This window comes from Pseudomonas rustica, from assembly GCF_049959085.1.
GTDB lineage: Bacteria > Pseudomonadota > Gammaproteobacteria > Pseudomonadales > Pseudomonadaceae > Aquipseudomonas > Aquipseudomonas rustica.
This window is the reverse complement of sequence record NZ_CP188200.1, coordinates 1,588,393-1,612,589: the sequence shown is the minus strand read 5'-3', so window position 1 is coordinate 1,612,589 and position 24,197 is coordinate 1,588,393. Positions and strand designations below refer to the sequence as shown.

Annotated in this window: 16 protein-coding genes and 1 pseudogene; 10 read left to right on the top strand and 7 right to left on the bottom strand. The window is 59.7% G+C overall.

Annotated elements, in window-relative coordinates; all coding sequences use genetic code 11:
* Window positions 1-57: 57 nt before the first annotated feature.
* Window positions 58-1,596 (top strand): annotated as a pseudogene (locus ACP3TY_RS07615) (HAMP domain-containing protein); the annotation flags it as partial.
* Window positions 1,597-1,698: 102 nt separating this feature from the next.
* Entirely contained in the window at window positions 1,699-2,454 is a 756-nt protein-coding gene (locus ACP3TY_RS07610; RefSeq protein ID WP_371926052.1) for a methyl-accepting chemotaxis protein, read from the top strand.
* Between the two features lie 114 nt (window positions 2,455-2,568).
* On the opposite strand, the gene ACP3TY_RS07605 is transcribed toward ACP3TY_RS07610, so the two are convergent.
* Genes ACP3TY_RS07605 through ACP3TY_RS07590 form a run of 4 tightly spaced genes read right to left on the bottom strand, consistent with a single transcriptional unit; the run spans window position 2,569 to window position 5,170 of the window.
* Window positions 2,569-3,882, bottom strand: a complete 1,314-nt coding sequence (locus ACP3TY_RS07605) for a sensor histidine kinase (protein WP_426619633.1) — start codon at window positions 3,880-3,882, stop codon at window positions 2,569-2,571.
* A complete protein-coding gene (locus tag ACP3TY_RS07600) occupies window positions 3,879-4,547 on the bottom strand; it encodes a response regulator transcription factor (RefSeq protein WP_053121928.1) in 669 nt (222 codons plus the stop codon). The genes ACP3TY_RS07605 and ACP3TY_RS07600 overlap by 4 nt, the downstream gene beginning before the upstream one ends.
* Before the next feature lie 3 nt (window positions 4,548-4,550).
* Window positions 4,551-4,862, bottom strand: a complete 312-nt coding sequence (locus ACP3TY_RS07595) for a PepSY domain-containing protein (protein ID WP_053121930.1) — start codon at window positions 4,860-4,862, stop codon at window positions 4,551-4,553.
* A complete protein-coding gene (locus ACP3TY_RS07590) occupies window positions 4,862-5,170 on the bottom strand; it encodes a PepSY domain-containing protein (protein ID WP_053121932.1) in 309 nt (102 codons plus the stop codon). Before ACP3TY_RS07590 ends, ACP3TY_RS07595 begins: the two co-directional genes overlap by 1 nt.
* A 244-nt stretch (window positions 5,171-5,414) precedes the next feature.
* Here ACP3TY_RS07590 and ACP3TY_RS07585 point away from each other — a divergent pair, with 244 nt between their 5' ends.
* Entirely contained in the window at window positions 5,415-6,494 is a 1,080-nt protein-coding gene (locus tag ACP3TY_RS07585) for a patatin-like phospholipase family protein (protein WP_426619632.1), read from the top strand.
* A gap of 85 nt (window positions 6,495-6,579) precedes the next feature.
* Window positions 6,580-6,936: a 6-carboxytetrahydropterin synthase QueD gene (gene queD, locus ACP3TY_RS07580; protein ID WP_007915588.1), complete on the top strand. Its 357-nt coding sequence runs from the start codon at window positions 6,580-6,582 to the stop codon at window positions 6,934-6,936.
* A 60-nt stretch (window positions 6,937-6,996) separates the two neighbouring features.
* On the opposite strand, the gene ACP3TY_RS07575 is transcribed toward queD, so the two are convergent.
* The gene (locus ACP3TY_RS07575) at window positions 6,997-14,112 is read right to left on the bottom strand and encodes a TcdA/TcdB pore-forming domain-containing protein (RefSeq protein WP_426619631.1); all 7,116 of its coding nucleotides are present in this window, start codon (window positions 14,110-14,112) and stop codon (window positions 6,997-6,999) included.
* 281 nt (window positions 14,113-14,393) lie between these two features.
* On the opposite strand from ACP3TY_RS07575, the gene ACP3TY_RS07570 reads away from it, so the two are divergent.
* From ACP3TY_RS07570 to ACP3TY_RS07550, 5 genes are all read left to right on the top strand, one after another.
* The gene (locus ACP3TY_RS07570) at window positions 14,394-15,206 is read left to right on the top strand and encodes an alpha/beta fold hydrolase (RefSeq protein ID WP_212551089.1); all 813 of its coding nucleotides are present in this window, start codon (window positions 14,394-14,396) and stop codon (window positions 15,204-15,206) included.
* 290 nt (window positions 15,207-15,496) lie between these two features.
* The gene (codB, locus tag ACP3TY_RS07565; RefSeq protein ID WP_159815696.1) at window positions 15,497-16,768 is read left to right on the top strand and encodes a cytosine permease; all 1,272 of its coding nucleotides are present in this window, start codon (window positions 15,497-15,499) and stop codon (window positions 16,766-16,768) included.
* Between the two features lie 15 nt (window positions 16,769-16,783).
* Complete coding sequence (gene codA, locus ACP3TY_RS07560; protein WP_053121942.1) at window positions 16,784-18,019, top strand: cytosine deaminase; 1,236 nt, start codon at window positions 16,784-16,786, stop codon at window positions 18,017-18,019.
* Between the two features lie 115 nt (window positions 18,020-18,134).
* Window positions 18,135-18,428, top strand: a complete 294-nt coding sequence (locus tag ACP3TY_RS07555) for a hypothetical protein (RefSeq protein ID WP_426619630.1) — start codon at window positions 18,135-18,137, stop codon at window positions 18,426-18,428.
* On the top strand, window positions 18,425-18,781 hold the full coding sequence (locus tag ACP3TY_RS07550; protein ID WP_426619629.1) for a hypothetical protein: 357 nt from the start codon (window positions 18,425-18,427) through the stop codon (window positions 18,779-18,781). Before ACP3TY_RS07555 ends, ACP3TY_RS07550 begins: the two co-directional genes overlap by 4 nt.
* Before the next feature lie 375 nt (window positions 18,782-19,156).
* On the opposite strand, the gene ACP3TY_RS07545 is transcribed toward ACP3TY_RS07550, so the two are convergent.
* Window positions 19,157-20,137: a diaminopimelate epimerase gene (locus tag ACP3TY_RS07545; RefSeq protein WP_426619628.1), complete on the bottom strand. Its 981-nt coding sequence runs from the start codon at window positions 20,135-20,137 to the stop codon at window positions 19,157-19,159.
* 240 nt (window positions 20,138-20,377) lie between these two features.
* On the opposite strand from ACP3TY_RS07545, the gene ACP3TY_RS07540 reads away from it, so the two are divergent.
* Window positions 20,378-21,529, top strand: a complete 1,152-nt coding sequence (locus ACP3TY_RS07540) for an MFS transporter (protein WP_053121948.1) — start codon at window positions 20,378-20,380, stop codon at window positions 21,527-21,529.
* Between the two features lie 156 nt (window positions 21,530-21,685).
* Here the strand turns inward: ACP3TY_RS07540 and ACP3TY_RS07535 are convergent, their stop codons facing one another.
* Window positions 21,686-24,112: a TonB-dependent siderophore receptor gene (locus ACP3TY_RS07535; RefSeq protein WP_426619627.1), complete on the bottom strand. Its 2,427-nt coding sequence runs from the start codon at window positions 24,110-24,112 to the stop codon at window positions 21,686-21,688.
* Window positions 24,113-24,197 lie beyond the last annotated feature (85 nt).

Here is a 24,197-nt window from a genome sequence, read left to right as displayed (position 1 = left end):
GAACTCCCCTTGTCAAAGCCATGCCCTGTAGGAGCTGCCGAAGGCTGCGATCTTTTGATGTTGTTTTTGATCGTCCCCACGCTCTGCGTGGGAACGCCTCAATGGACGCTCTGCGTCCGCTTTGGGACGCGGAGCGTCCCGGGCTGCATTCCCACGCGGAGCGTTGGAACGATCAATCAAAAGATCGCAGCCTTCGGCAGCTCCTACAGAAGGAACATGGGGCAATTGTGTTTCAGGGATAAAGAAAGCCGATTTGCGGCCGTTACAGTGCAAAGTCGCAGATATTTATCGAATAAGGACGTCTCCATGTCGCTCAGACAACTTTCCATCCAATGGAAAATCACCCTGCTCGCCGGCCTTTGCCTGGCCGGTATCGTGACCCTGTTGGTGGGTCTTTCGCTGTATCGCATGGAGCACAGTTCCGCACTGGTGAAAGCTTCGAGCATGGAGATGCTCACCGAGTCGGCGCAGGCGCGCATCGAATCCCAGGGCGAAGTGCAATCGGCGGGCATTCGCCAGCAATTCATGGACGCCTATCAATACGGCCACGGTTTTTCGCGTCAGGTGCTGTTCCTCCGCGAGCAAGCCGAAAAACGCTTCCTCGACGCTTTCGACCTGCGCGAAGACATGACCCGTCAGGTCAAATCCGCGCTGCAAGCCAACCCGGATCTGCTCGGTCTGTCGCTGGTGTTCGAAGCCAATGCACTGGACGGCAAGGACGAACTGTTCGCCAACCAGGCCGAACTGGGCAGCAACGACAAGGGCCGTTTCGCCCTGTACTGGTCGCAACCGACACCGGGCAAAGTCACCTCGATGGCGCTGCCGGAAAGCGACATGGCCGACACCAGCACTGGCCCGTCCGGTCAAGCGGCGAATGCCTGGTTCACCTGCCCGCGCACCACGCTGAGACCTTGCGTGATCGAACCGTACTTCTACGTGATCGACGGCCACAACGTACTGATGACCAGCATCGTGTTCCCGCTGACAGTCGACGGCAAAGTCATCGCCTCGCTGTCGGTCGACATCAACCTCAACAGCCTGCAAGCCACCAGCCAGAGCGCGAGCAAGAAGCTCTATGACGGCCAGACCGCCGTGAGCATCATCAGCCCCGCCGGCCTGCTCGCCGGTTACAGCCCGGACGCCGGCAAACTCAGCCAGCGTCTGGATGCGGTCGACAAAACCAGCGGCGCTGAGCTGCTGCGGCTTTTGGCCTCGAACAGCAACGTCACCAGCCTGCACAGCAACGGCCAGTTGAAAGTGCTGTCGCCATTCCAACCGATTCCCGGTGGCCCGTCGTGGGGCGTGCTGCTCGATGTGCCGGAAAAAGTCCTCGTCAGCCGCGCCGAAGCGCTCAAGCAACAACTGGACGCGAGCAACACCTCAGGCACGTTGATTGAGCTGAGCCTCGGCGTGCTCGCCGCGCTGATCGGCCTGCTGTTGGTGTGGCTGATGGCGCGCAGCGTGACCAAGCCGATCCTCGGCGTGGCGCACATGCTCGAAGACATCGCCAGCGGTGAAGGCGATCTGACCCGCCGTCTGGCCTACGACAAGAAGGACGAACTCGGTCAATTGGCCGGTTGGTTCAACCGCTTCCTCGATAAATTGCAGCCGATCATTGCCGACGTCAAACGCTCGGTGCAGGACGCTCGCGACACGGCCGATCAGTCTTCGGCCATCGCCACGCAGACCAGCGCCGGCATGGAGCAGCAATACCGTCAGGTCGATCAGGTTGCCACCGCGTCCCACGAAATGAGCGCCACCGCACAAGACGTCGCGCGCAGTGCCGCGCAAGCCGCCGAAGCCGCCAAGGACGCTGACCGCGCCACCCGTCAAGGCCTGACCGTGATCGACCGCACCACCGCGAGCATCGACACCCTCGCCGCCGACATGAGCGCGGCGATGGTGCAGGTCGAAGGCCTGGCCGCGAACAGCGAGAAGATCGGCGCCGTGCTGGAAACCATCCGCGCCATTGCCGAGCAGACCAACCTGCTGGCCCTCAACGCCGCGATTGAAGCGGCGCGTGCCGGTGAAGCCGGACGTGGTTTTGCCGTGGTCGCCGATGAAGTGCGTAACCTCGCGCGCCGCACACAGGAATCGGTGGAAGAAACCCGTCAGGTGATTGAACAACTGCAGACCGGGACGCAGGAAGTGGTCGGTTCGATGGGCAACAGCCATCGTCAGGCACAGGGCAGTGTCGAACAGGTTGGCCAAGCGGTGACTGCGCTGCGCCAGATCGGCGACGCGGTGACGGTGATCAGCGACATGAACCTGCAAATCGCCAGCGCGGCGGAAGAGCAGAGCGCGGTGGCCGAGGAGATCAACAACAACGTGGCGACGATTCGCGATGTGACGGAATCGTTGTCCGGCCAGGCGAATGAGTCGGCGCGGGTGAGTCAGTCGCTGAACAGCCTGGCGAATCAGCAGCAGAGTTTGATGGATCAGTTTCGCGTCTGAGACCACCACAATCGGTAGGAGCTGCCGCAGGCTGCGATCTTTTGATCTGGCTGTTTAAAGATCAAAAGATCGCAGCCTGCGGCAGCTCCTACCGGTTTTAGGCTCGGATCGGAATCAGCGTTTGGGCAGGTTGATGTGGACTTTCAGCCCGCCCCACTCGCTTTCCATCAACATCAGCGTCCCACCCCACGTATCAACAATATCGCGCACAATCCCCAGTCCCAACCCATGCCCATGCGTCTGCTCATCCAGCCGCGTCCCCCGACTAAACACCTGCGCGCGCTGTTCTTCTGGGATCCCCGGCCCGTCATCTTCCACGCTCAGGGCAAATCCCTCAGGCGTTTCGACCACGCTCAAACGCACCTCGGCATCCGCCCACTTGCAGGCGTTGTCGAGCAGATTGCCCAGCAGCTCCAGCAAATCCTCACGATCCCACGGCAACTGCAATCCCGTCGGCGCGACATAACTCAACGCCAGATGCTCGCCATGAATCATGTTCAGCGTCGCCAGCAACCCCGGCAGTTCGGCATCGCAATCAAACAACGCACCCGGTAACGCATCGCCAGATAATCGTGCGCGGTTCAGCTCGCGATTGAGCCGTTGCTGCACCTGTTCCAGTTGTTCGAGAAGAATCTTGCGCAGGTCGGGATGGGCATCGAGTTTCTCGCTCGACGCCAGGCTCAACAGCACCGCCAACGGCGTTTTCAACGCATGCCCGAGATTGCCCAGCGCATTACGCGAACGCTTGAGACTGTCCTCGGTGTGCGCAAGCAAATGGTTGATCTGCGCCACCAGCGGCTCCAGCTCCACGGGCACCTGATCGTCCAGTTGCGAACGCTGGCCCTGCTGCAATTGCGCGATCTGCTCGCGAGCCTTTTCCAGCGGCTTCAGCGCGCGGCGCACGGTCAGCCGTTGCAAAAACAGAATCAGCAGCAACGCCGCCAACCCCAGACCTAGACCGATCTGGCGCATGCGCTGAAAGCTGTCGCTGACCGGCGTGTAGTCCTGCGCAACGCTGATCGAAATCGACTGGCCCAGACGCCGATAGTCCGAACGCAGCACCAGCAAGCGCTGACCGTCCGGGCCCAGTTGCAAGTTGCTGTGCAGACCGGGCTGATCCAGCAGCGGCAGATCCTGATCCCACAGCGAGCGCGAACGCCAGTGGCTGTCGGCAAAATCGATGCGGAAGTAATGCCCGGAAAACGGTCGCTGATACGCCGGCGACAAGTGCCGCTCATCCAGCTGCAACCCCATGGGGCCGCGCACCAGCGCCACCAACAGGGTTTCGCTGTCGTCGCGCAGGCCGGCTTCGAGGTAGCGCTGCAAACCCACTTCGAACAACCACAAACTGGTTTGCGCCAGCACCAGACCGACGATCACCATCACGCTGATCAAACCCAGGCTCAAGCGGCGCTGGATTGACCTCATGAAGCCTGCCCGCCGAACAGGTAACCCTGGCCGCGACGGGTTTCGATCACGCTTTTGCCGAGCTTGCGGCGCAGGTGATTGACGTGGACTTCGAGGACGTTGGAATCGCGCTCGGTTTCACCGTCGTAGAGGTGTTCGGCGAGGTGGCTTTTGGAAAGGATTTGTTCGGGGTGCAGCATGAAATAACGCAGCAGGCGGAATTCGGCGGCGGTCAGTTGAATGTCGGTGCCATCGCGCACCACGCACTGACGGCCCTCGTCCAGATGCAGGCCGGCGGCTTGCAACGTCGCCTGATTGGACTGGCCCTTGGAGCGGCGCAGCAGCGACTGTATGCGCAGAAACAGCTCTTCGGGGTGAAACGGTTTGGTCAGGTAATCGTCGGCGCCGGCTTTCAGGCCTTCGATACGCTCGGCCCAGGAATCACGCGCGGTGAGGATCAGCACCGGAATCGCCAGACCGCCCGCGCGCCACTGCGCCAGCACCTCAAGCCCCGGCACACCGGGCAGACCGAGGTCGAGGATGATCAGGTCGTACGGCTCGCTGCTGCCCTGATACAGCGCATCACGGCCGTCCGCCAGCCAATCGACTGCGTAGCCTTGGCGTTGCAGACCGGCGAGCAATTCGTCGGCCAGCGGTACGTGGTCTTCCACCAAAAGCAAACGCATCGATCAATCTTCCTTGTCTTTCACTAATTCACCGGTTTCGGCCTTGAGGTGCAGCTCACGGGCGACACCCTCGACGGTAAGCAACTCGACTTCATAAATGTAGACGTCGTGTTTCTCTTCCAGCTCGACTTCCAGCAGTTTGGCGCCCGGATAACGATCCATCGCCTGCTGCAGCACTTGCTCCAGCGGCAGGATGACGCCCTGGCGACGCAGGTTCAGCGCTTCGTCCTGATCGAGGTCGCGGGCCATCGCCGCCGAGCAAAAAACTACCAGCGCCAGCGCCGTGCGGCTGGTGGCGCGAACATTAAGCTTCATTACGTATCCTGATGATCCTTGAGAACCTGCCCGGTCACCGCGTCTAATTCCAGATCCCAATTGAGACCCTGCGGATCACGCATTTCGACCTGGTAGATGTACTTGCCGTACTCTTCTTCCAGCTCGGTTTCGGTGATCGTCGAGCCCGGATGTTTGGCCAGCGCGGTTGCGTTGAGCTTCTCGAAGGAAACGATAGTACCAGCGTCGCGCAGGCGCAGGGCTTCATCCGGGCCCAGATCGCGGGCGTGGGCGATGCTGGCAGTGAAGCCGATGATCGCGCAAATGGACAGGGCAGTCAGGGTTTTCAAAAGGGTGTCTCCGTATTTTTTATGTATTGCTCACGGTCGGCACCTTAACCAGATGAACTTAACTGAAACTGAATTGCCATCATTCTCCCTCCCTGAAATATCTCCTGTAGGAGCTGCCGAAGGCTGCGATCTCTTGATCTTGTTTTTAAAAAGCCAGGATCAAAAGATCGCAGCCTTCGGCAGCTCCTACAGGATTCTGTAACATGTGCTTATAATTGTTCGCTTGCTAACGATCGAGACCGGTATGACCGCCATCCACATCAAGTTCCCCGCCCTCACCCTCAAGGCCGGCCCACGGGCCATGGCGCGGATTCGCGCGCAGGGTCTGAACGCCGCTGACGTCGGCACCCTGCCCGGTGCGGCCGGTGGGCCGAAGGCGTTGGGGATTCAGGGGCTGGATCTGGCGCTGTTCGGTGAATGGCTGCCGAGTGCGCCGCGTGAGCGTTCGCTGATTGGTGCCTCGGTCGGTTCCTGGCGCTTCGCCAGCGCTTGCCTGCCGGATGCCGCCGCAGGCATCCGCCGCCTCGGCGAGCTCTACGCCGAGCAGAATTTCAACAAAGGCGTGACCATGGCCGAGATCAGTCAGAGCTCGCAGCGCATGCTCAATGACCTGCTTGATGGCCGCGACGCGAGCATCCTCGACAACGCGCATTACCGCTTGAACATCATGGTGGTGAAAAGTCAGGGGCGTCTGGCTGATGACCATCGCGGTCGCCTCGGTCTGGCGCTGGGTTCGGTGATCGCCGACAACCTGCGCGGTCGTGCGCGACTGTCGCGGCACTTCGAACGGCTGATCATCCACGATCCGCGCCTCGCCCCGCCGGTGAATGCGCTCGACGATTTCCCGTCGCGCTTCGTCGCACTGAATGCCGGCAACTTGCGTCAGGCGCTGCTGGCCTCGGGTTCGATCCCGATGGTCATGGAAGGCGTGCGCGACCTGCCGGGCGCTGGGGCTGGCACCTTCCGCGACGGCGGTCTGCTCGACTATCACCTCGACCTGCCCTACAGCGGTGACGGCATCGTGCTCTATCCGCACTTCACCGACCGGGTGATTCCGGGCTGGTTCGACAAGACCCTGCCGTGGCGCAAAGCCTCGGTGCAGCGCTTGCAGGACGTGCTGTTGCTCGCGCCGTCGAAGGAATACCTGGCGCGTCTGCCCTACGGCAAACTGCCCGATCGTAACGACTTCAAACGCTTCATGGGCGATGCAACGAGCCGGCAGAAATACTGGCACGCGGCGATGGACGAGAGCCGCCGTCTGGGCGACGAGTTCCTCGAACTGACTGCCAACGGTCGCCTCGCCGAGCGCTTGCTGACCCTTTAGTCAGCACGGCCAAACACAAGCTGGTAAACTCGCCGCCTGCCCGAATCGCTGCGGCGAACACCATCTGAACAGAGCCGAAAATACCGTGGAAATCTTCAAGGAATTTACTTTCGAATCCGCCCACCGCCTGCCGCACGTCCCGGACGGCCACAAGTGCGGACGTCTGCACGGTCACTCGTTCAAAGTGGCGCTTCACCTGAGCGGCGACCTCGATCCGCACACTGGCTGGATCCGTGATTTCTCGGAAATCAAAGCGATCTTCAAGCCGTTGTACGAGCGTCTGGATCACAACTACCTGAACGACATTCCTGGCCTGGAAAACCCGACCAGCGAAGTGCTGGCAAAATTCATCTGGAATGAAATGAAGCCGTTGCTGCCAGAACTGAGCGCGATCCGTATTCACGAGACGTGCACCAGCGGCTGCATCTATCGCGGCGAATAAACGCAAAAAAGGGTCGTGAGCATTACTGCTCACGACCCTTTTTTTATTCGCTCAGCGAACTTAGTCGCTGAGTGAGTCGATCAGCGTCTTCAACTCGATCACCTCCCCCGCAGTCTGCACTTGCTGCAAAGTGCTCAGCAGTTGCTCGACATTCAGCCGGTGATCGCGCCCCTCAATGGCGACGCTCAGGTAGATCGGCACCCGCAATTGTCCATCCTGTGGCTCGACGTCGCGGATAATCAACGTTTGCGCAGTGTCCGGATCGACCAGCAACAGGCTGCCCCGCGCCTCCGACACCAGCCAGTGCGCACTGCCGACCCGTTCCAGTAGCAGCGTATGCTCGCCCGGCGCAGCGTCTTCGGAGACATGCCGGCGATCGACAACAATACAGTCCAGCCGTCGCCAGTCCTCATCTGATACCCGGAACGTTTGCGCATTCAAACCGAATGCCAGAACCAACGTCTCGACCCCATCAAGCAACAACGGTTGCAAGTCGTCGACATCGATTGTGCTTTCCAGCGTGAGCACCTCACCGTCCCGCGCCGCGTGACTGGCCGCAAGGTTGAAACGGTTATCCGAATCGCGGCGATAAAACACTTTGTCCAGTGCATCGAACAACAGCGTCTGCCACACGTTTTTCACCCCCAGGAACTGCGCCCACTGACCGTCGGGACGCCCCTTGAGGACAAACAGTTGCTCTTGCTCCACCAGGTAGTAAGCATACTGATCGCCACTGTGCTCAACCGCGAGCACCGGTGCGTGGGCGTGTCCCGCCAGCAGATTGTGCAGACGCGCCTGAAGTGACAAGCCGCTCTGATCGGCACGAGCCCATGCATTTTCCACGCTGACTATCCGCGCTGGCTGCTCATCCACCAGTTCAAGATTGACGCCTTCGCGAGTGCGACCGCGCAACCGCTGTCCTTCGCTGACGACGTCGGCAAAACACCACTCGGCCCAGACTTTTTGCGCCGCCGGTAACCGCTCCGGATGCAGCAGCCGCGAACCCCCGGCAAATGCCTCGCGAAGCGTTTCGGCGCTGCTGAATTCCTGACGATAGAGCTGACCGGCCTCGGTATCGAAAAACCATACGGCCTGGCCATCCGGGGTCAGACTGAGCAACGCCAGCTCTTTGCCAGGATTGACCTGACTCACACACAGCTTGCCGTCGACACACCACGCGGCCAGCAAGGTATGTTCGCTGAACTGCGACAGGCCAATCACCGGGAAAGGTCGTTTGCCGTGCTCGATGACCAGCGCAGGCAGCGCGGAAATCCAGTCGGGGTGATGGTCGAGCCAACGCTTGCCGACACCGATGAACGTCGGCGCAGCGTCCTTATCGATCTCGAACATCTGCCCATCGCCCCTGGTCAAGATGTAGCGACCTTGCGATTGCGTCACTTCAGCCACATCGCTTATCAAGGTTTGATCAAGCGCGCTATCCGGGCCTGCGGGATTGGAAAAACCACGTATCAGCGCGCTTTTCGCCACGTCGTAAAAGAGCATTGACTCATTGTCCGACTGATCCCACATCAGCATGATTTTTTGCACCGGCTCCTCGTCATCCGAACCGTCATTTGCGTAAAACTTATCGTCACTCAAACGTATCCAGCCCGACGCCACAGGATTGCCCAATAGATAGCCACGCACTCCCACAAACGGAGCGGATGTCCAAAGACTTAACGGCACGTCGATCTCGGCAAGCGCCGCCAGTTGATCGTCGGGCTGCACAAACCGACTGAGCCGCTCCGCCCACGTCCCGCCTAACCACGCAGTATCGCTCCTGAATGCGTAGTCAGCGTTGATGTGGACGAAGGTGACGGTGTTGTCGGCGATCAGGTACTCCAGCGTGCAGCGCGCGTCTTCATCGTGGATCATTTCCTGAAGAACACGCAGCTTGCCGTCAGCGGTTTGCTCGCAGCCAATGATCTTCGAGCCCTCGCGCGGACTCAGCAGGCGATAAGCATGATTGACGCGGCCCATGGCGGCATCGACGTGCCATACCGTCGCGTAATCCGGGTGGTAGAACCACGCCTGTTGACCGGAAACGCCGCCCAATGCCATGCCTTCGCGTAATGCGGCCGGCATGTCGCGCACATACAGCACTCGATCCAGTGCCACGTCGTAGTAAGCGGTGGTGTATTGCACATCGGCGTCGTGATTAAACGGCACGACGAAGTGATACAGGGGCACATAGCGGCCAGCCAGTCGATTGGCTTTGGCCAGCGTGCGCAGGCGCACCAACACCGTGGGCATGTCAGCAGGCTTGGCATCTGGCAACTCGGGGGTACTTTTGCTCAGCGTGATCGACACCAACATCCACGTGTCTTTCTCGCGATCAAACTGAAACAGCTCGCCATCCCTGAGCAGCAGAAAACCATTGAAGCCGGCGACCCGTACGCCGCCGACGATCAGATCCCCACCGCCAAAACCGACCTGTTTCTCGCTCGCCCAGGGGGCTCTGATCAACCAATTGACTTCATGCAAGCCGCCGGGTTTGCTCAATCGAACCGTGATGACACCGGGCGTCAGTGTCAGTTGATAAAGCCCGGATTGACCAGTGATCTCGTAACTCAGCAGGTTGTGCCATTCCTTCGGCAATTCAGGGACGACCAGGTAACGCGCCTGATCATCCAGCGTCACTGTGATGGTCGTCGGTTTGTTGACGGGCAGGAGCTTGTAAAGAATGTGTGGAAACGGGGCGGTGGAGAAAAACTGGAAGCGCTGCTCGTCATTGTCACTGGCAAATTCCAGGCGTTTTTTCCAACTGTCCAGAATGTTCGGATACAGGGTCATTGAAGAGCTTTCGAAATAGCCTTCGAGGTCGCCATCGTAAGCCTCATGCAAAGCCTTTACGCGCGGGTAAAGATCATCGTCCGGCTTAAATCCCGAAAACAAAACCAAATTGTACTCATACCCGTAGTAACACTGGGGCGTACAGGGCAAAACGACGATTTCTATACCCCGATCATCCGTCTTGCCGAATTTGAGAGTGCCTGCGCGAGACATCGCCTCGCGAATATTGATGGCCCGATGCAGATGCTCAGGGAACGAGTTGTAGCCAGGCAAACCCAAGGTGTGCGGCTCCAACGGGAAAAACCGCTGGCTATCGAACTTGACCTGACGTGCCTGCAGATCTAGTTCGGTGATCACCGCTTCCACGGCAAACTTCAGCACACCGTCCTTACGCTCGACCCCTTCAAGCCCGTAGGCATCGTGAATCATCAACAGATGTCTGCCGACGTTTCGTGCCTTGTCACTGATTTGTCCAAGGTTACTGGCGATGGCCGTGAAACCGATGCCCAGCCCCAACAGCGGCACCGCCAAAAACGAAGCTGCCGCACCCACGGTTCCGCCCACGGCCAAAGCGGTCACATCAAGGCCCAGCGCTGCCAGATTGAACGCCAGTTGCGTGGTCAGCCGCGAACGTTCTTCATCATTGCTTGCCACCGTCAGGCCATGGATGTCGAAGCCGATATTGATCAGTGAAAAACCGATACCGATACCCGCCGAAACACGCCCCAACAGCCGACCCGACACCGAGGTTTGCTGCTTGATAAACGCCTGTTCGCTGAGTGCCACCTGACGCACCAGATTGATCATCTGCACCGTGTCTGTCACCACGCCGTAGGCCAGTTGCGCATAGCTCACATAGACCTGAACCTGCAGGGCGATGGACAGCGTTGGCAGCGAACCGGCATCGAGCTGACGTTCGCGGTCGCGCATTTCTGTCACCAGGGTCTGGATGGCAAAAGCGAAACTCAGCCGACTGCCACCCTCCTCCGCACCAGGGCCGCCGGTATTGCCGGAGACCGCATCGACCAACTGCTGAACGCCTTTTTGTACTTTCAAGAAGCGCGCATCGGCGGTGTTGATGTGGACGCTGTCGGCCGGATGTCGCGCGTCGATCATGGTGAGCGAAAAGCGCCCGTCGGCGGTGCTTTTGACGCTTTCCAGTAGCGGCATGTACTCGCTGCGCAGCCCATGTTCGTTGCGCAATTGGCGCGTCGCCAGATCGAACTCTTGCGTCAGATAGCGTGCATCCACTTGCGCGAGGCTTTCGCCCAGTCGGGCATTTTCCGACAGCGAGCGTGCCCTCAGCGCTGATTGCTTCTGCCACACACTGATCGACTCAACCCCCGGGAGCGCAGTGTTCTCCAGCAAGCTGCCAACCTGCAGACTCGAGGGCAACACGGTCTCGGCAATGGCGGCAGTGTTCAGCTCAACCACGTTGAAGCGCAGATCGCCGGCATCCGCCAAACCATACAACCTTGCCAACTCACCACCATCGCGAAGCAGGTGTTCTTTGATGCCTTGTTGCATCGCCGATCCATGCTCGAAACCATACACCGCGAAATTCGGCTCAAAGAAGCGATAGGCCGTGCTGTCAGCGTTCACCACTCGGGCCGCCAGCAACACATGATTACCGGTGTCGAGCAGCAGCACACTGGACGCCGCTTTCGCCTCCAGCGCCGCCATCACTTCCTGCAAATCGTGACTTCCCAATGACGTGCCGACGAGGTTCATGCGCACCTCACGCAGCTCATCGAGCGACAACAGTAACGCCCGGGAGTCAGCGTCCGCTGGCGCCAGACTGGCGTTGGCGACCCTGCCGATCAGCGCGCGTTCGGCGCTCTCACCACGGCTGAATGCCGCCGCCATCAGCAACGCCAGCGGATAACAACGGCGGCCGGGATCACCCGCCGCGTGCACCAGAAAGGCCTGGGGCATTTGCCGCGCAGAGACCGCGCCCGCCTTGAAAAACTGCTCGCGCACGGGCGCTGCCTGCTTGAGGATCCGGGTGCGATATTCCCACTGCGCGGTGGCATTGATTTGCGCAATGGATTGGCCCCAATGACTTAGCGTCAGCGACCGCGACAGCGCCAATACCTTGAGTTCACGGGCCGACTGCTCGCCCCGTTTGACGTTACGCGCCAGCGCCGCTACGAAGGCCGGGGCCTGACGCTCAGACAAGGTTTTCTCGATGGCAGCAAAGCGCGCGAATAACCCGCTATCAGCGCTGTGTCTGGCGAGTGCTTGCGCTGCTTGCCACGCGGGTTCAAACCCTGCGCTATCAAGACTTTCAGCAGCAAACAGCCCGCCAAGTACCACGCGATGCACCGGGCTCAGTTGCTCAAGGGGTAGCGAACCACGCCCGAGATGCACCAACAGTTCATTGAGATTTTCCGGGTGCTGTGCGCCGACGGACGCCGGGATGTCGTCGATCCGTTGGCTTCGTATTTGACGACGCTCATCGAAACTCAGGCTGGCGTTGTCCGCAAACACCACGTCGCCACTGAGCTTGTCGGTCATGGCCCGAATAAAGGGTTCGCCCAGCTCATCGATCAGCCGTTGCACGATAGCGGTGATCAGTACCGGTTTGCCCTCAACCACTGGCCAGCCACGCTTGAAGGTCAGCGTATTCGCCGGTTTGAGCAGCTCCTGCAGATTGGCGGTGTAACGTGCCTTGAATTTGCCGTCGCGCCAGGCTTGTTGTTCGTTCGCCACCCAGGAAGATTCGTTGTCGTCGCGCTCCTTCCAGCCGCTGATCAACTCCTCTTCAGTGGCCGTGTTGTAGCCGTATTTTACGTGCTGTAACGCTTTGACCTGCAATGCCCCGCGCGACGTGTATCGATGCTCGGCAAAGAGCTCCGTCCCCGCCAGTAACGCACCGGGGCCCGTGAGATCGATCGTTGCACCGGCTCCCGGTACGACACCGTCCCGGTGATACGTGACAATCGCGCTGATAATGCGAAACTCATACGCTTTCCAGAGACGTAGCAGCGTTTCATTTCCGGCGAATGGCGAATCAATTTCACCCAACCTGGTTTGCGTCTCGCTCAGTACCTGCGCTTCCTCCCAGGCAAGGCCCTTTTTATCCAGTTCGCGCTCAACCGCTTCGATGACGTCGTAGTAATACCGAATTAGTTTCATCGTAAAAAGCGTCATGCCAGCTTGCGAATGCGCAACGATGTAAGCATTCATCAACTTTGGATTGGGCGAACCGGGATCGGTCGGTGATCCCATGCCAAACATATCAGTGGCGGTGGACTGCGAATTCACCGGTGCAAAAATCTGATCAAGTGTTGGCAAACTTTTCGCCAACGCCTCAAGTTCAGCAAACTGTGCTTGAGGTATATGAACCAACACGTCCTGATATCGACTGCCATCGCGCCCAGGCATTAATTGCGGGTTGTGATTGAGCAGTAACTGCAAGACACCGGCTCGCGCCGACGAGTCCATCTTCGCGATATTGATACCACCGATCTCATCAACGAGCGGCGGCAAGTAATCAAGGTCACTGTAAACACCCCCCTCCCCATGCACAGCTTGCAGCCGCACCACATCGGAAGCCGCCGCAAAGTTGCCACGCAAGGATATTTCACGGTCATAGGCAGACCACAGAAAGTGTTCCCTGAACGCCTGCCGGGCATTGCGTATCTGCACACGTTCGTCGGCCATGTCCAAGTGACTTTGCAAGTAGCGCTCTCGCGCCGCCTGCAGTTGCGACTTGTCCTGAGCAAATGCTTCGACCAGAAATTCGATACGCGCTTCATCGGGGCTCAGCCCGCGTACTTGTGCCTGCTGGATGAAATCGAAGGCCTGTCGCCGCAAGACCGCCAACCGCGCTTCGTACAACTGACTCAAGGCAAAACTGGAAATCGGCTGATCGCCCCCTGAAAGCATGGCGTCTGCCTTGGCGGCCTGCACCAGGGTGCGATTGACATCAAACGCCATCAACGCCTCGGGGTCGTACCAGAGACTGAAAGTAAAGTCTGCCGGGGCCCGGGCTTTCCAGATGTTGAAGTAGTCGCGCTGATTGACGCCAAACATTGCGCCGCCCACCCAGACAAAATGCAGGTGTTTCGGTACCTCATGGGCAGTCAGCAAGACGGTGTTTTGCAGACGTTGACGATAACTTTCCACTGTACGCACAAGATCAGAAAGGCCCGCAACTTGCTCCTGACTCTGCAACGCCAGCAACGTTTCCCGGAACAGGCTGATGGTCTGGAGCATGCCCTCCGATGTCTCTTGCAACAGCGCCGCCGCCTGATACCTGAGCGCGGCTTCGTAGTGTTCGGCGCCTTTGAAGGCGTTCAAGATGCTCTCAACCTCCAAAGGGGCAGCGATCTTTTGCCATTCCTGATATTCACTGATTACAAAACTTTCTGAAGCCATTCTTAAACATCCTTTTTAGCGATAACTTCGAAAATAAAAGCGACACGCAGCCGTTCACCCAACTTCACAAACACTGAAGTTGAAAATTCGATCTGGAATTAAATACGAGAACAAAACTACGCCATGCCCACAAAAAAACCAAAAACAACGCACTACAAGCCATTACGGAAACATGTAACAAACAATCGAAACTTTGAGAAAGATACTTAATAGAAACGACACAACCTATTGGTGGATTATTGATTATGCTATTGGCTTGTACACGCGAAGAGGACAGCCCCATGACAGACTGGCTGCTGGATCAGGTCTTTGACTTCAACGGTCACTCAGTGCGCCATGCCGTACGTGGCGATGGCCCGCCGCTGGTGTTCGTGCATGGCACACCTTTCTCTTCTTACGTGTGGCATCGGATTGCGCCGCACTTCTTTGCCACGCACCGCGTGTATTACTTCGATTTGCTCGGTTATGGACACTCCGCGAAACCTGACGCCGATGTCTCCCTCGGTGTGCAAAACCAGTTGTTGGCGCAGTTGCTCGATCACTGGGATATCCAAAATCCCGACGTGGTCGCCCATGACTTTGGCGGTGCCACGGCGCTGCGCACTCACCTGCTCAATGGCAAGGATTACCGCAGCCTGACGCTGATCGATCCGGTGGCGCTGACGCCATGGGGCTCGCCGTTCGTACAACACGTGCGCCAGCATGAGGCAGCGTTCAGCGGTCTGCCCGATTACATCCAGCGCGCCGTCGTGCCGACCTACATTCGCGGGGCGATTCACCGGGCGATTCCCGACGACGAACTCGCGCCTTACGTAGAGCCGTGGCTCGGCGATCCCGGGCAAGCGGCGTTCTATCGGCAGATTGCGCAGATGGATGAGCGCTATACCCGTGAGGCAGAACCGTTGTATCCGAGCATCCGCTGCCCGGTACAGATTCTCTGGGGCGAAGACGATCAGTGGATTCCCATCGAGCGTGGCCGAGCGTTACATCAAATGATCCCGGGATCACAATTCCACCCGATTCCCAACGCCGGCCACCTCGTCCAGGAAGACGCCCCCGAAGCCATCGTCGCCGCCCTATTACGCTTCCTCTGACCTTGATCGTTCCCACGCTCTGCGTGGGAATGCCTCAACGGACGCTCCGCGTTCGGCTTTGGGTGGGACGCGGAGCTTCCCGGGCTGCATTCCCACGCAGAGCGTGGGAACGAGCAAAATCAAAAGATCGCAGCCTGCGGCAGCTCCTACATTGGGCTTCGGTGAAGTCAGGTGCACCGATTTCGCGCTAATCCACGCGACTCGTCTATACATAACCCGCGCCAACCGGAACATGGCACGACCACTGCAACCTTTCTCCGCGTCTTCTCTTTCTCAGCAAGGACCGCCCCATGACGCAGAACGATCCCGGCAACGATTACCCCCTCAGCGAAGTCCCGATGCACGCGCGCAAAGGCCTGGCCTCTACGGCGATGGTGTTACTGGGCTTCACGTTTTTCACCGCGACCATGTTTGCCGGCGGCAAGCTCGGCGTGGCGTTCAGCTTTGGCGAGATGATGGCGGTGATCATCGTCGGCAACTTGCTGCTCGGTTTGTACGCGGCAGGCCTCGGTTACATCGCCTTCAAGAGCGGCCTTAATTCGGTGTTGATGGGGCGCTTCTGCTTCGGCGAAGTCGGCAGCAAACTCAGCGACCTGATCCTCGGTTTCACTCAAATCGGCTGGTACGCCTGGGGCACTGCCACGGCTGCGGTGGTGCTCGGCAAATACTTCGAACTCGATGAGGGCACGGTGCTCGGGCTGATGGTGCTGTTCGGTCTGGTGTTCTGTGCCACGGCTTACGTCGGTTATCGCGGACTGGAGATTCTGTCGTACATCGCAGTGCCGGCGATGATGTTGCTGCTGATGTTGTCGATGTGGGTCGCGACAGTGAAAGTCGGCGGCTTCGAGGGTTTGCTCAGCGTCGTGCCAAGTGGTTCGCTGGACTGGTCGACGGCGATCACTTTGGTGTTCGGCACCTTCGTCAGCGGCGCGACGCAAGCGACCAACTGGACGCGTTTCTCGCGCTCGGCGCGTGTCGCGGTGCTGGCCAGCCTGATCGGTTTCTTCATCGGCAACGGTTTGATGGTGCTGATCGGCGCGTACGGCGCCATCGTTTATCAGCAGCCGGACGTGGTTGAAGTGCTGCTGTTGCAAGGCTTCGCCATGGCCGCGATGGCCATGCTGTTGCTGAACATCTGGAGCACGCAGGACAACACCATCTACAACTTCGCCGTCGCCGGTTGCAACCTGCTGCGCACCGGACGGCGCAAGACCGTGACGCTGGCCGGTGCAGTGATTGGCACCTTGCTCGCCTTGCTCGGCATGTACGACATGCTCGTGCCCTACCTGATTCTGCTCGGCACGGTGATTCCGCCGATTGGCGGGGTGATCATGGCCGACTTTTTCTACCGCTGGCGCGGGCACTATCCACGCCTGGCCGACGCACGGTTGCCGGCGTTCAACTGGCCGGGCCTCGGGGCTTACGCGGTCGGCACCGTCGCCGCGTTCAGCTCGCCATGGGTCGCGCCGCTGGTAGGCATCGCCGCTGCCGCGTTAACGTATGTCATCGTCACCGGCGCGCTCGGCGCTCGCAGCGCGGCCGCGCCACTACAAGACTTATAAAAAAGGATTCGCCTGATGCACATCATCAACGCCCGTTTGCGCAACCAGGAAGGTTTGCACGAATTGCACCTTGAAGACGGCCTGATCCGCAGCATCGCCCGGCAGACCGAAGCGCCGACGCTGGGCCCCGACGACCTCGACGCCGGCGGCAATCTGGTGGTGCCGCCCTTCGTCGAGCCACACATTCACCTCGACGCCACCCTCACCGCCGGCGAACCGCGCTGGAACATGAGCGGCACGCTGTTTGAAGGCATCGAATGCTGGGGCGAGCGCAAGGTCACCATCACCGAAGAAGACACCAAGACCCGCGCCAAGAAAACCATCCAGACCCTCGCCGCGCACGGTATTCAGCACGTGCGCACCCACGTCGACGTCACCGATCCACAACTCACCGCCCTGAAAGCCATGCTCGAAGTGCGCGAAGAAAGCCGTCACCTGATCGACCTGCAAATCGTCGCGTTCCCACAGGAAGGCATCGAGTCGTTCCGCAATGGCCGCGAGTTGATGGAAGAGTCGATTCGCATGGGTGCTGACGTGGTTGGCGGCATTCCACACTTTGAATACACCCGCGATCAGGGCGTCAGTTCGGTGAAGTTTCTGATGGACCTGGCCGAGCGCACCGGTTGCCTGGTCGACGTGCACTGCGACGAAACCGACGACCCTCACTCACGCTTCCTCGAAGTACTCGCCGAAGAAGCACGCAGCCGCGACATGGGCGCTCTCGTCACCGCCAGCCACACCACGGCTATGGGTTCTTATGACAACGCTTACTGCGCGAAACTGTTCCGTCTGCTCGGGCATTCCGGGATCAGTTTTGTCTCCTGCCCAACCGAAAGCATCCACCTGCAAGGGCGCTTCGACAACTTCCCGAAACGCCGTGGCGTGACCCGGGTGAACGAGTTGCTCGAAGCCGGGATGAACGTGTGTTTCGGTCAGGATTCCATCGTCGATCCGTGGTATCCGCTGGGCAACGGCAACATCCTGCGGGTGCTTGAGGCGGGTCTGCACATTTGCCACATGCTCGGTTATCGCAACCTGCAAAGTGCGCTGGATCTGGTCACCGACAACAGCGCCAAAGCGATGCATCTGGGCGAGCGTTATGGGCTGGAACAGGGGCGCCCGGCGAACCTGCTGATTCTGTCGGCGGACAGTGATTATGAGGTGATCCGCAGTCAGGGTTTGCCGCTGTATTCGATTCGCGCCGGCAAAGTGCTGATGAAACGGCAGATGCCGGTGGTGGAGTTCGTCTAAGGTGAAGAAACCGGCGTAGCCATGACGCCGGCAACCCCTGCGATGGATGCTCCTTCATGCTGAAGTTCGTGCGTAGTTGATTAGCCGCCATCCTCATTTTCTTGAGGATTTCCCAATGAACCACACCCCCTCACCCATGGCCTCGCTGTACCACGAAGGCCGACAGACCTTTACCGAACTTGTACCCGACGGCGGCGCTCGGCTCGATGCGCTGTTTCACACCGTGCCCGCGCTGGGTGAATTGGCGGTTGGCGTGGTCTATGGGCATTTGCACGCCCGCCCTGGCCTCGATCCGCGCTTGCGGGAAGCGGTGTCGTTTGCAGCCATTGTGGCGTCGGGCATGGTCGGCCCGCCATTGAGTGTGCATCTGAAGACAGGGCTGGCCTCGGGTTTGGCCCCGGTGAAATGACTGAGGTGCTGTTGCAGGCCTCGGCATTCGCGGGGTTTCCGCGGGCGGTGAGCGCGGCGGAACAACTCAATCGGCTGTTCGACGAGTCTGGGTTGGCATCACCGCCGGCACCGACACCCCGTGAAATCGCGTTGGAATTCTGTGAGCAAGTGCGCGGCGGGCACGCGCCGATGCCGGTCAGTGCAGCGGTGAAACGCCTGTTGAAACATGCGCGGCAGCTGGCATTGCAGGCCAGTTCGGCGCACGCGGTGATTGTTGAATGTTTCGAGGATGAGCCGTCGCCCCGCGCATTGCTGCGGTTGGAGGTGCAGGGTGAGCAGGTGGTGTCGGTGACGTTGTTCAAGGCGCACTGACAGGGTGACCAAACCAAACTCCCACAGGGTTTTGGGGTGAACACATTATTTGTATGCACCTGAATCCAATGTGGGAGCGAGCTTGCTCGCGAAGAGGCCCGCACATTCAACATCAACGTGACTGATATACCGCTTTCGCGAGCAGGCTCGCTCCCACAGGGTTATGTATTTGGACTGGTATTTGTGTTCACATCTGAGCCACTGTAGGAGTGAGCCTGCTCGCGATTGCGGCGTGTCAGGCAACATATGATTTGAAGGGTAGTCCGCTATCGCGAGCAGGCTCACTCCTACAGGGGTTATGTCGGTGGACATGGTGTTTGTGTTCAGCACAAAACCCTGTGGGAGCCTGGCTTGCCAGCGATGGCGGTTTCTAGTTCAGCCGATCAACCGCGCCGTACCAAACAACCTGACGCGCACCCGCTCGCCGTCGATTGCTTCCAGCAAAATGGGTGCCGTGCCGCCGGGCATGACCACCTGCACTTCTCCTGCTTCAACCCAACCCACCCGCCATGCCGCACACGCCACCGCACTGGCGCTGGTGCCTGATGACGCCGTCGGCCCTTCGCCACGTTCGAAGACGCGCGCGACGATGCGTTGCTCGGAATCACGTGCCGCCCATTGCAGATTGACGCCTGCCGGACACGGGTCGCCAGCGCCGGTCGGCATGGCATAAGCGATCTGTGTCAGGCCTTCATTCAGTGGCGACTCACGCATCTGTTCGTTACTCGGCAACGCCGACTCGTCGCCAATCAGCGTCACGCAATGTGGATTGCCGATGCGCACAAATTGGCTGTGCTCCCAGGTCGGATCAAGTGCCGCCAATGGCTGAACTCTGCTGACCTCCCGGCTATTGAAATCAACACTTTCAACGTCCTGCGCACCCACCGCGCACGGCCCGAAATCCGCTTGACCGAGATCGAGCCAGAAGCCTCGCACCCCTTCGACTTCGGCAGGTTTCACCGACGTTTCCACCGCGTCACCTTTGTCGTGATGAACGCGCAACAACGCGCCCTCCTCCGGCAGCAATCCTTGCTCGGTCAGTGCCTGGGAGAAAATCGTCAGACCGTTGCCACTGCGCTCGGCGAGGGTGCCGTCGGTGTTGACGATCAGCACATCGAACGGCGGCGAGGTCTGGAACGGGCCGATCAGCAGGCCGTCGCTGCGGTGGGATTTGCTGTTGGCTGGGCGCTGGCCATCGGGCCAGTCGCAGCAGCGTTTGATAGCGGCCTCAGTCCAGGACTGGCGCAAGGATGCGCATTCGGCAGCGCTGGCAGGCAGATCAATGCCCGCCTCGCGCAAGGCTTGCGGCGAAACCACACCGTAGATATTGCCCCGCGCATCATAAAACTGCGTCATCACTCGTAATCCCTGCAACCGAAAAAACCCACTGTAAACCGCATTCCCCTGTAGGAGCTGCGGCACGCTGCGATCTTTTGATTCTGATTTTGAAAAACACAGATCAAAAGATCGCAGCGTGCCGCAGCTCCTACAGGAGAAGGTAGGATGTCGTCTGTACTTCCTCGAATGACGGGCGATCGAACCTCGACGCCGTATCACTGCCCTTCGGGGACGCGAAGTTTTTTGCCAAGGATCGATATGACCAGCCTCAACGCCCAAGCCACCTTCGTCCCCGGACGCCTGCAACAGATGTCCACGCGCATCGCCTTTTTCATCGCCGGGCTCGGCATCGCGGCGTGGGCGCCGTTGGTGCCGTACGCCAAGGCGCGCGCCGGACTGGATGAGGGCACGTTGGGTTTGCTGTTGTTGTGTCTGGGCGTCGGCTCGATTCTGGCAATGCCGCTGGCGGGGATTCTCGCTACGCGCTTCGGCTGCCGGCGCGTGGCCACGGGCGGCACGTTGTTGATTTGCGCGGCGTTGCCGTTACTGGCGACGGTCTCATCGATCCCTGCGCTGGTCGCCACGTTGTTCATGTTCGGCGCCGGACTCGGCACGGTGGATTCGACGGTCAATCTGCAAGCGGTGATCGTCGAACGTGCCAGCGGCAAGAACATGATGTCGGGCTTTCACGGCTTGTTCAGCCTCGGCGGGATCGTCGGTGCGGCGGGCGTCAGCGCCCTGCTCGGCCTCGGCCTAACGCCGCTCGCCGCGATGCTGGTGGTGGTCGTGGTGCTGATCGCGGCGCTGTGCAAATGCGTGCCGCACATGCTGCCTTACGGCAGTGAAAGCTCGGGCCCGGCATTCGCCATTCCCCACGGCATCGTGCTGTTTATCGGCGGGATGTGCTTCATCGTCTTCCTCACCGAAGGCGCGGCGCTGGACTGGAGCGCGGTGTTCCTGGCGCAGGAACGCGGGATCGACACGGCCTATGCCGGATTGGGTTACGCGGCATTCGCGTTGACCATGACGGCGGGACGCTTGATGGGTGACCGGATTGTGCGGATCGTCGGCGCCACGCGGATCATTCTGTTTGGCGGGCTGCTGGCGGCGGGCGGTTTGTTTCTGGCGACGTTCGCACCGAGCTGGGAAGCGGCATTGGTCGGGTATGCGCTGGTCGGCGCCGGTTGCTCGAACATCGTGCCGGTGCTGTACACGGCGGTGGGCAAACAGACGGTGATGCCGGAAAGCATCGCGGTGCCGGCGATTACCACGTTGGGCTATGCGGGGATTTTGGCGGGGCCGGCGGTGATTGGCTTTGTCGCGCACGCCAGCAGTTTGAGCTTTGCCTTTGGGCTGATGGCGGTGCTGTTGGTGGCTGTGGCCATTGGCGGGAAAGTCTTGAAAGTCTGAAGCAAAAGATCGCAGCCTGCGGCAGCTCCTACATGAGATCGTTCCCACGCTCTGCGTGGGAATGCCTCAATGGACGCTCCGCGTCCGCTTTTGGACGCAGAGCGTCCCGGGCTGCATTCCCACGCGGAGCGTGGGAACGATCAGTTATCTTATGCTTTATAAACCAACGCTGGCCTGCACAAAGAACGTCCTTGGCGCGCCCACATACATCCCCGAATTGTTATCGCTGGAGCGGGTGAAGTACTGCTTGTCGAAGATATTCTTCACTCCCGCGCCCAACTTCAAATTCGACACCTGCGGCCCGAAGTCATAGCCGCCACGCACGTTCCAGGTCACGTAACCCGGAATGTCGCCGTACTGCCCGTCCGCCGTGCCCTCGGTGATGTAGTTGCCGTTGAAGCTGCCATCGGCGTTGACACCGGTACCCGGCGAACGCTGTTTCGACTGGGCAAAGCCGTCGATGTTGTACGTCCAGCGGTTGATGTCGTAACGCAAACCCACCGTCGCCACCTGACGCGAATAGAACGGCAGATCACGGCCCTTGAAGCCCGGAATCTCACCTTCATAGGTCGCGCGGGTGTAGGTGAAACCGGCGTTGGCGGTCAGGCCATCAAGACGCGGATCCAGCGCCGCCATGTCGTAATGCACCGACGCTTCAAGTCCCTGGTGCTTGGTCGCACCGAGATTCGTCCAGCCGACGTCGTTGCTGATGTATTGCAGTTCGTCATCGAAGTCGATGTAGAACAGCGTCACTTCACCGCCCCACACATCGTCGTTGTAGCGCGTGCCGATTTCGTAGGTCTTGGCCTTTTCCGGCTCCAGACCGTTGGCGGTCTGATCACCCGAACCGCCCTGCCCCAGCTGAAAATACTGCAGGCTGCCGAACGACGTTTCGTAATTGGCGAACAGTTTCCACGCGTCCGACAGGTGATACATCACGCTCAGTGCCGGCAGCGGTTCGTTGCTTTCGATGCTGCGGTTTTTCTCTGGCACGCGTTTGCCAGCGGTGTCGAGCACGGCACGATCATGCCAGTCAGTGCTGATGTGTTCGAAGCGAATACCCGGCGTGATCGTCCAGTTGCCGACGTCGATTTTGTTATCGACGTAGACCGAGTTGGCCTCGGTGCCGCCGGTGCGATCCTGGAACACATGACCGTCAGACGTCGGCGTTACGACAGGCTGATTGTTGACCAGCGCCAGACGACTCGATTGCTCGTGCATCGCCTCTTTCAAATAGCGATAACCGACGCTGACTTCCTGGCTGGTCGGGCCGACATCGAAGACCCGCGATACCCGTGGTTCGATGCCCAGCGTGTAGTAGGAACGCGGGTACGAGCTGAGGGTTTTCTGATCGCGGGCGGCGATGGTGCTGCCGCGAAAACTGTCGGTGTAATAGGTGAGCACTTCGGCTTGGGTGCGTTCGTCGATCTGGCGAATCCACTTGAACGACACGTCTTTGCGACGGCCGCTGAATTGGTCGTAATCGCGCACCGAGTCGTACGGTTTGTCGTCGTATTGTTTCTGCGTCAGGCCGCCGGGCATGTCGGCGCTGGCGTCGTAGTAGTGAAAGTTGAGGCTGAAGTCGTCCTGATCGGTCGGCGCCCAGTGAGTCTTGAGCAGCACGTCGTCGATGTCGTTGCCGTTGTTGCGCTCGCGGTAACCATTGCCATTGACGCCGGAATACAACAACGCCACGCCCATGCCGTTGTCGGCGGTGCCGCCGAGGAACGCGGTGTCGATGTGTTTCCAGCCGCCGTACTGGGTGGTTTCCAGGGTGGTGCCGATTTCACCGGTGGCTTTTTCCGGGATCGCGCGGGTAACGAAGTTGATCACGCCGCCGACGTTTTGCGGCCCATAACGCACGGAACCGGCACCACGGACGACGTCGATGCTGTCGAGGTTGCCCGAGGAAATCGGTGCCATCGACAGTTGTGGTTGACCGTACGGCGCGAAAGCCGCCGGTACGCCGTCGATCAACACCGTGGAGCGCGGCGACAGGCGCGACGTCAGACCACGCACGCCGACGTTCAACGAAATATCGCTGCCGCCGGTGCCGTTGGAATCCTGCACCTGCACGCCCGGCACACGTTTGAGCACGTCGCTGACGTTCATCGCACCTTGCTCGACCATGGCTTCGCGGCGAATCACCGTGCGTGCGCCGGGGTGGTTTTGCACCACGGCGGCGTCGGCATCACCGAGCCAGTCGCCGACTACTTTGATGTCGGTCACGCCCAGTTCGAGCGGGCCGTTGGTCGCAGCGGAAGTCGCAGCGGGCGACAGCGTTACCGAGCCTTCGTTGATCTGATAATCCAGACCGCTGCCTTGCAGCAACTGACGCAGCGCCTGCTCCGGGGAGATGTCGCCATCGACGGCCGGGGCTTGTTTGCCGGCGACCAGATCAGGGCTGAAAAACACTTGCAGCGAGGTTTGCTGGCCCAGTTCGCTCAGCGCCTGACCCAATGGCTGGGCGCGGATATGAATCGCTTCGCCAGCAAACGCCAGCGGCATCGCAGCGTTGACCGCGAGCGCGAGGGCCAGCGGCAACCAAGGGGATTTTTTATTGTGGGCAGTGGTGGTTTTCACGTCGAACGTAGTCCTGTGGATCGCAAGAGTGTGCGGCTGTTAATGCAAACCAGTTGCAGTTGAACAGGAAGACGATGAACTCGAA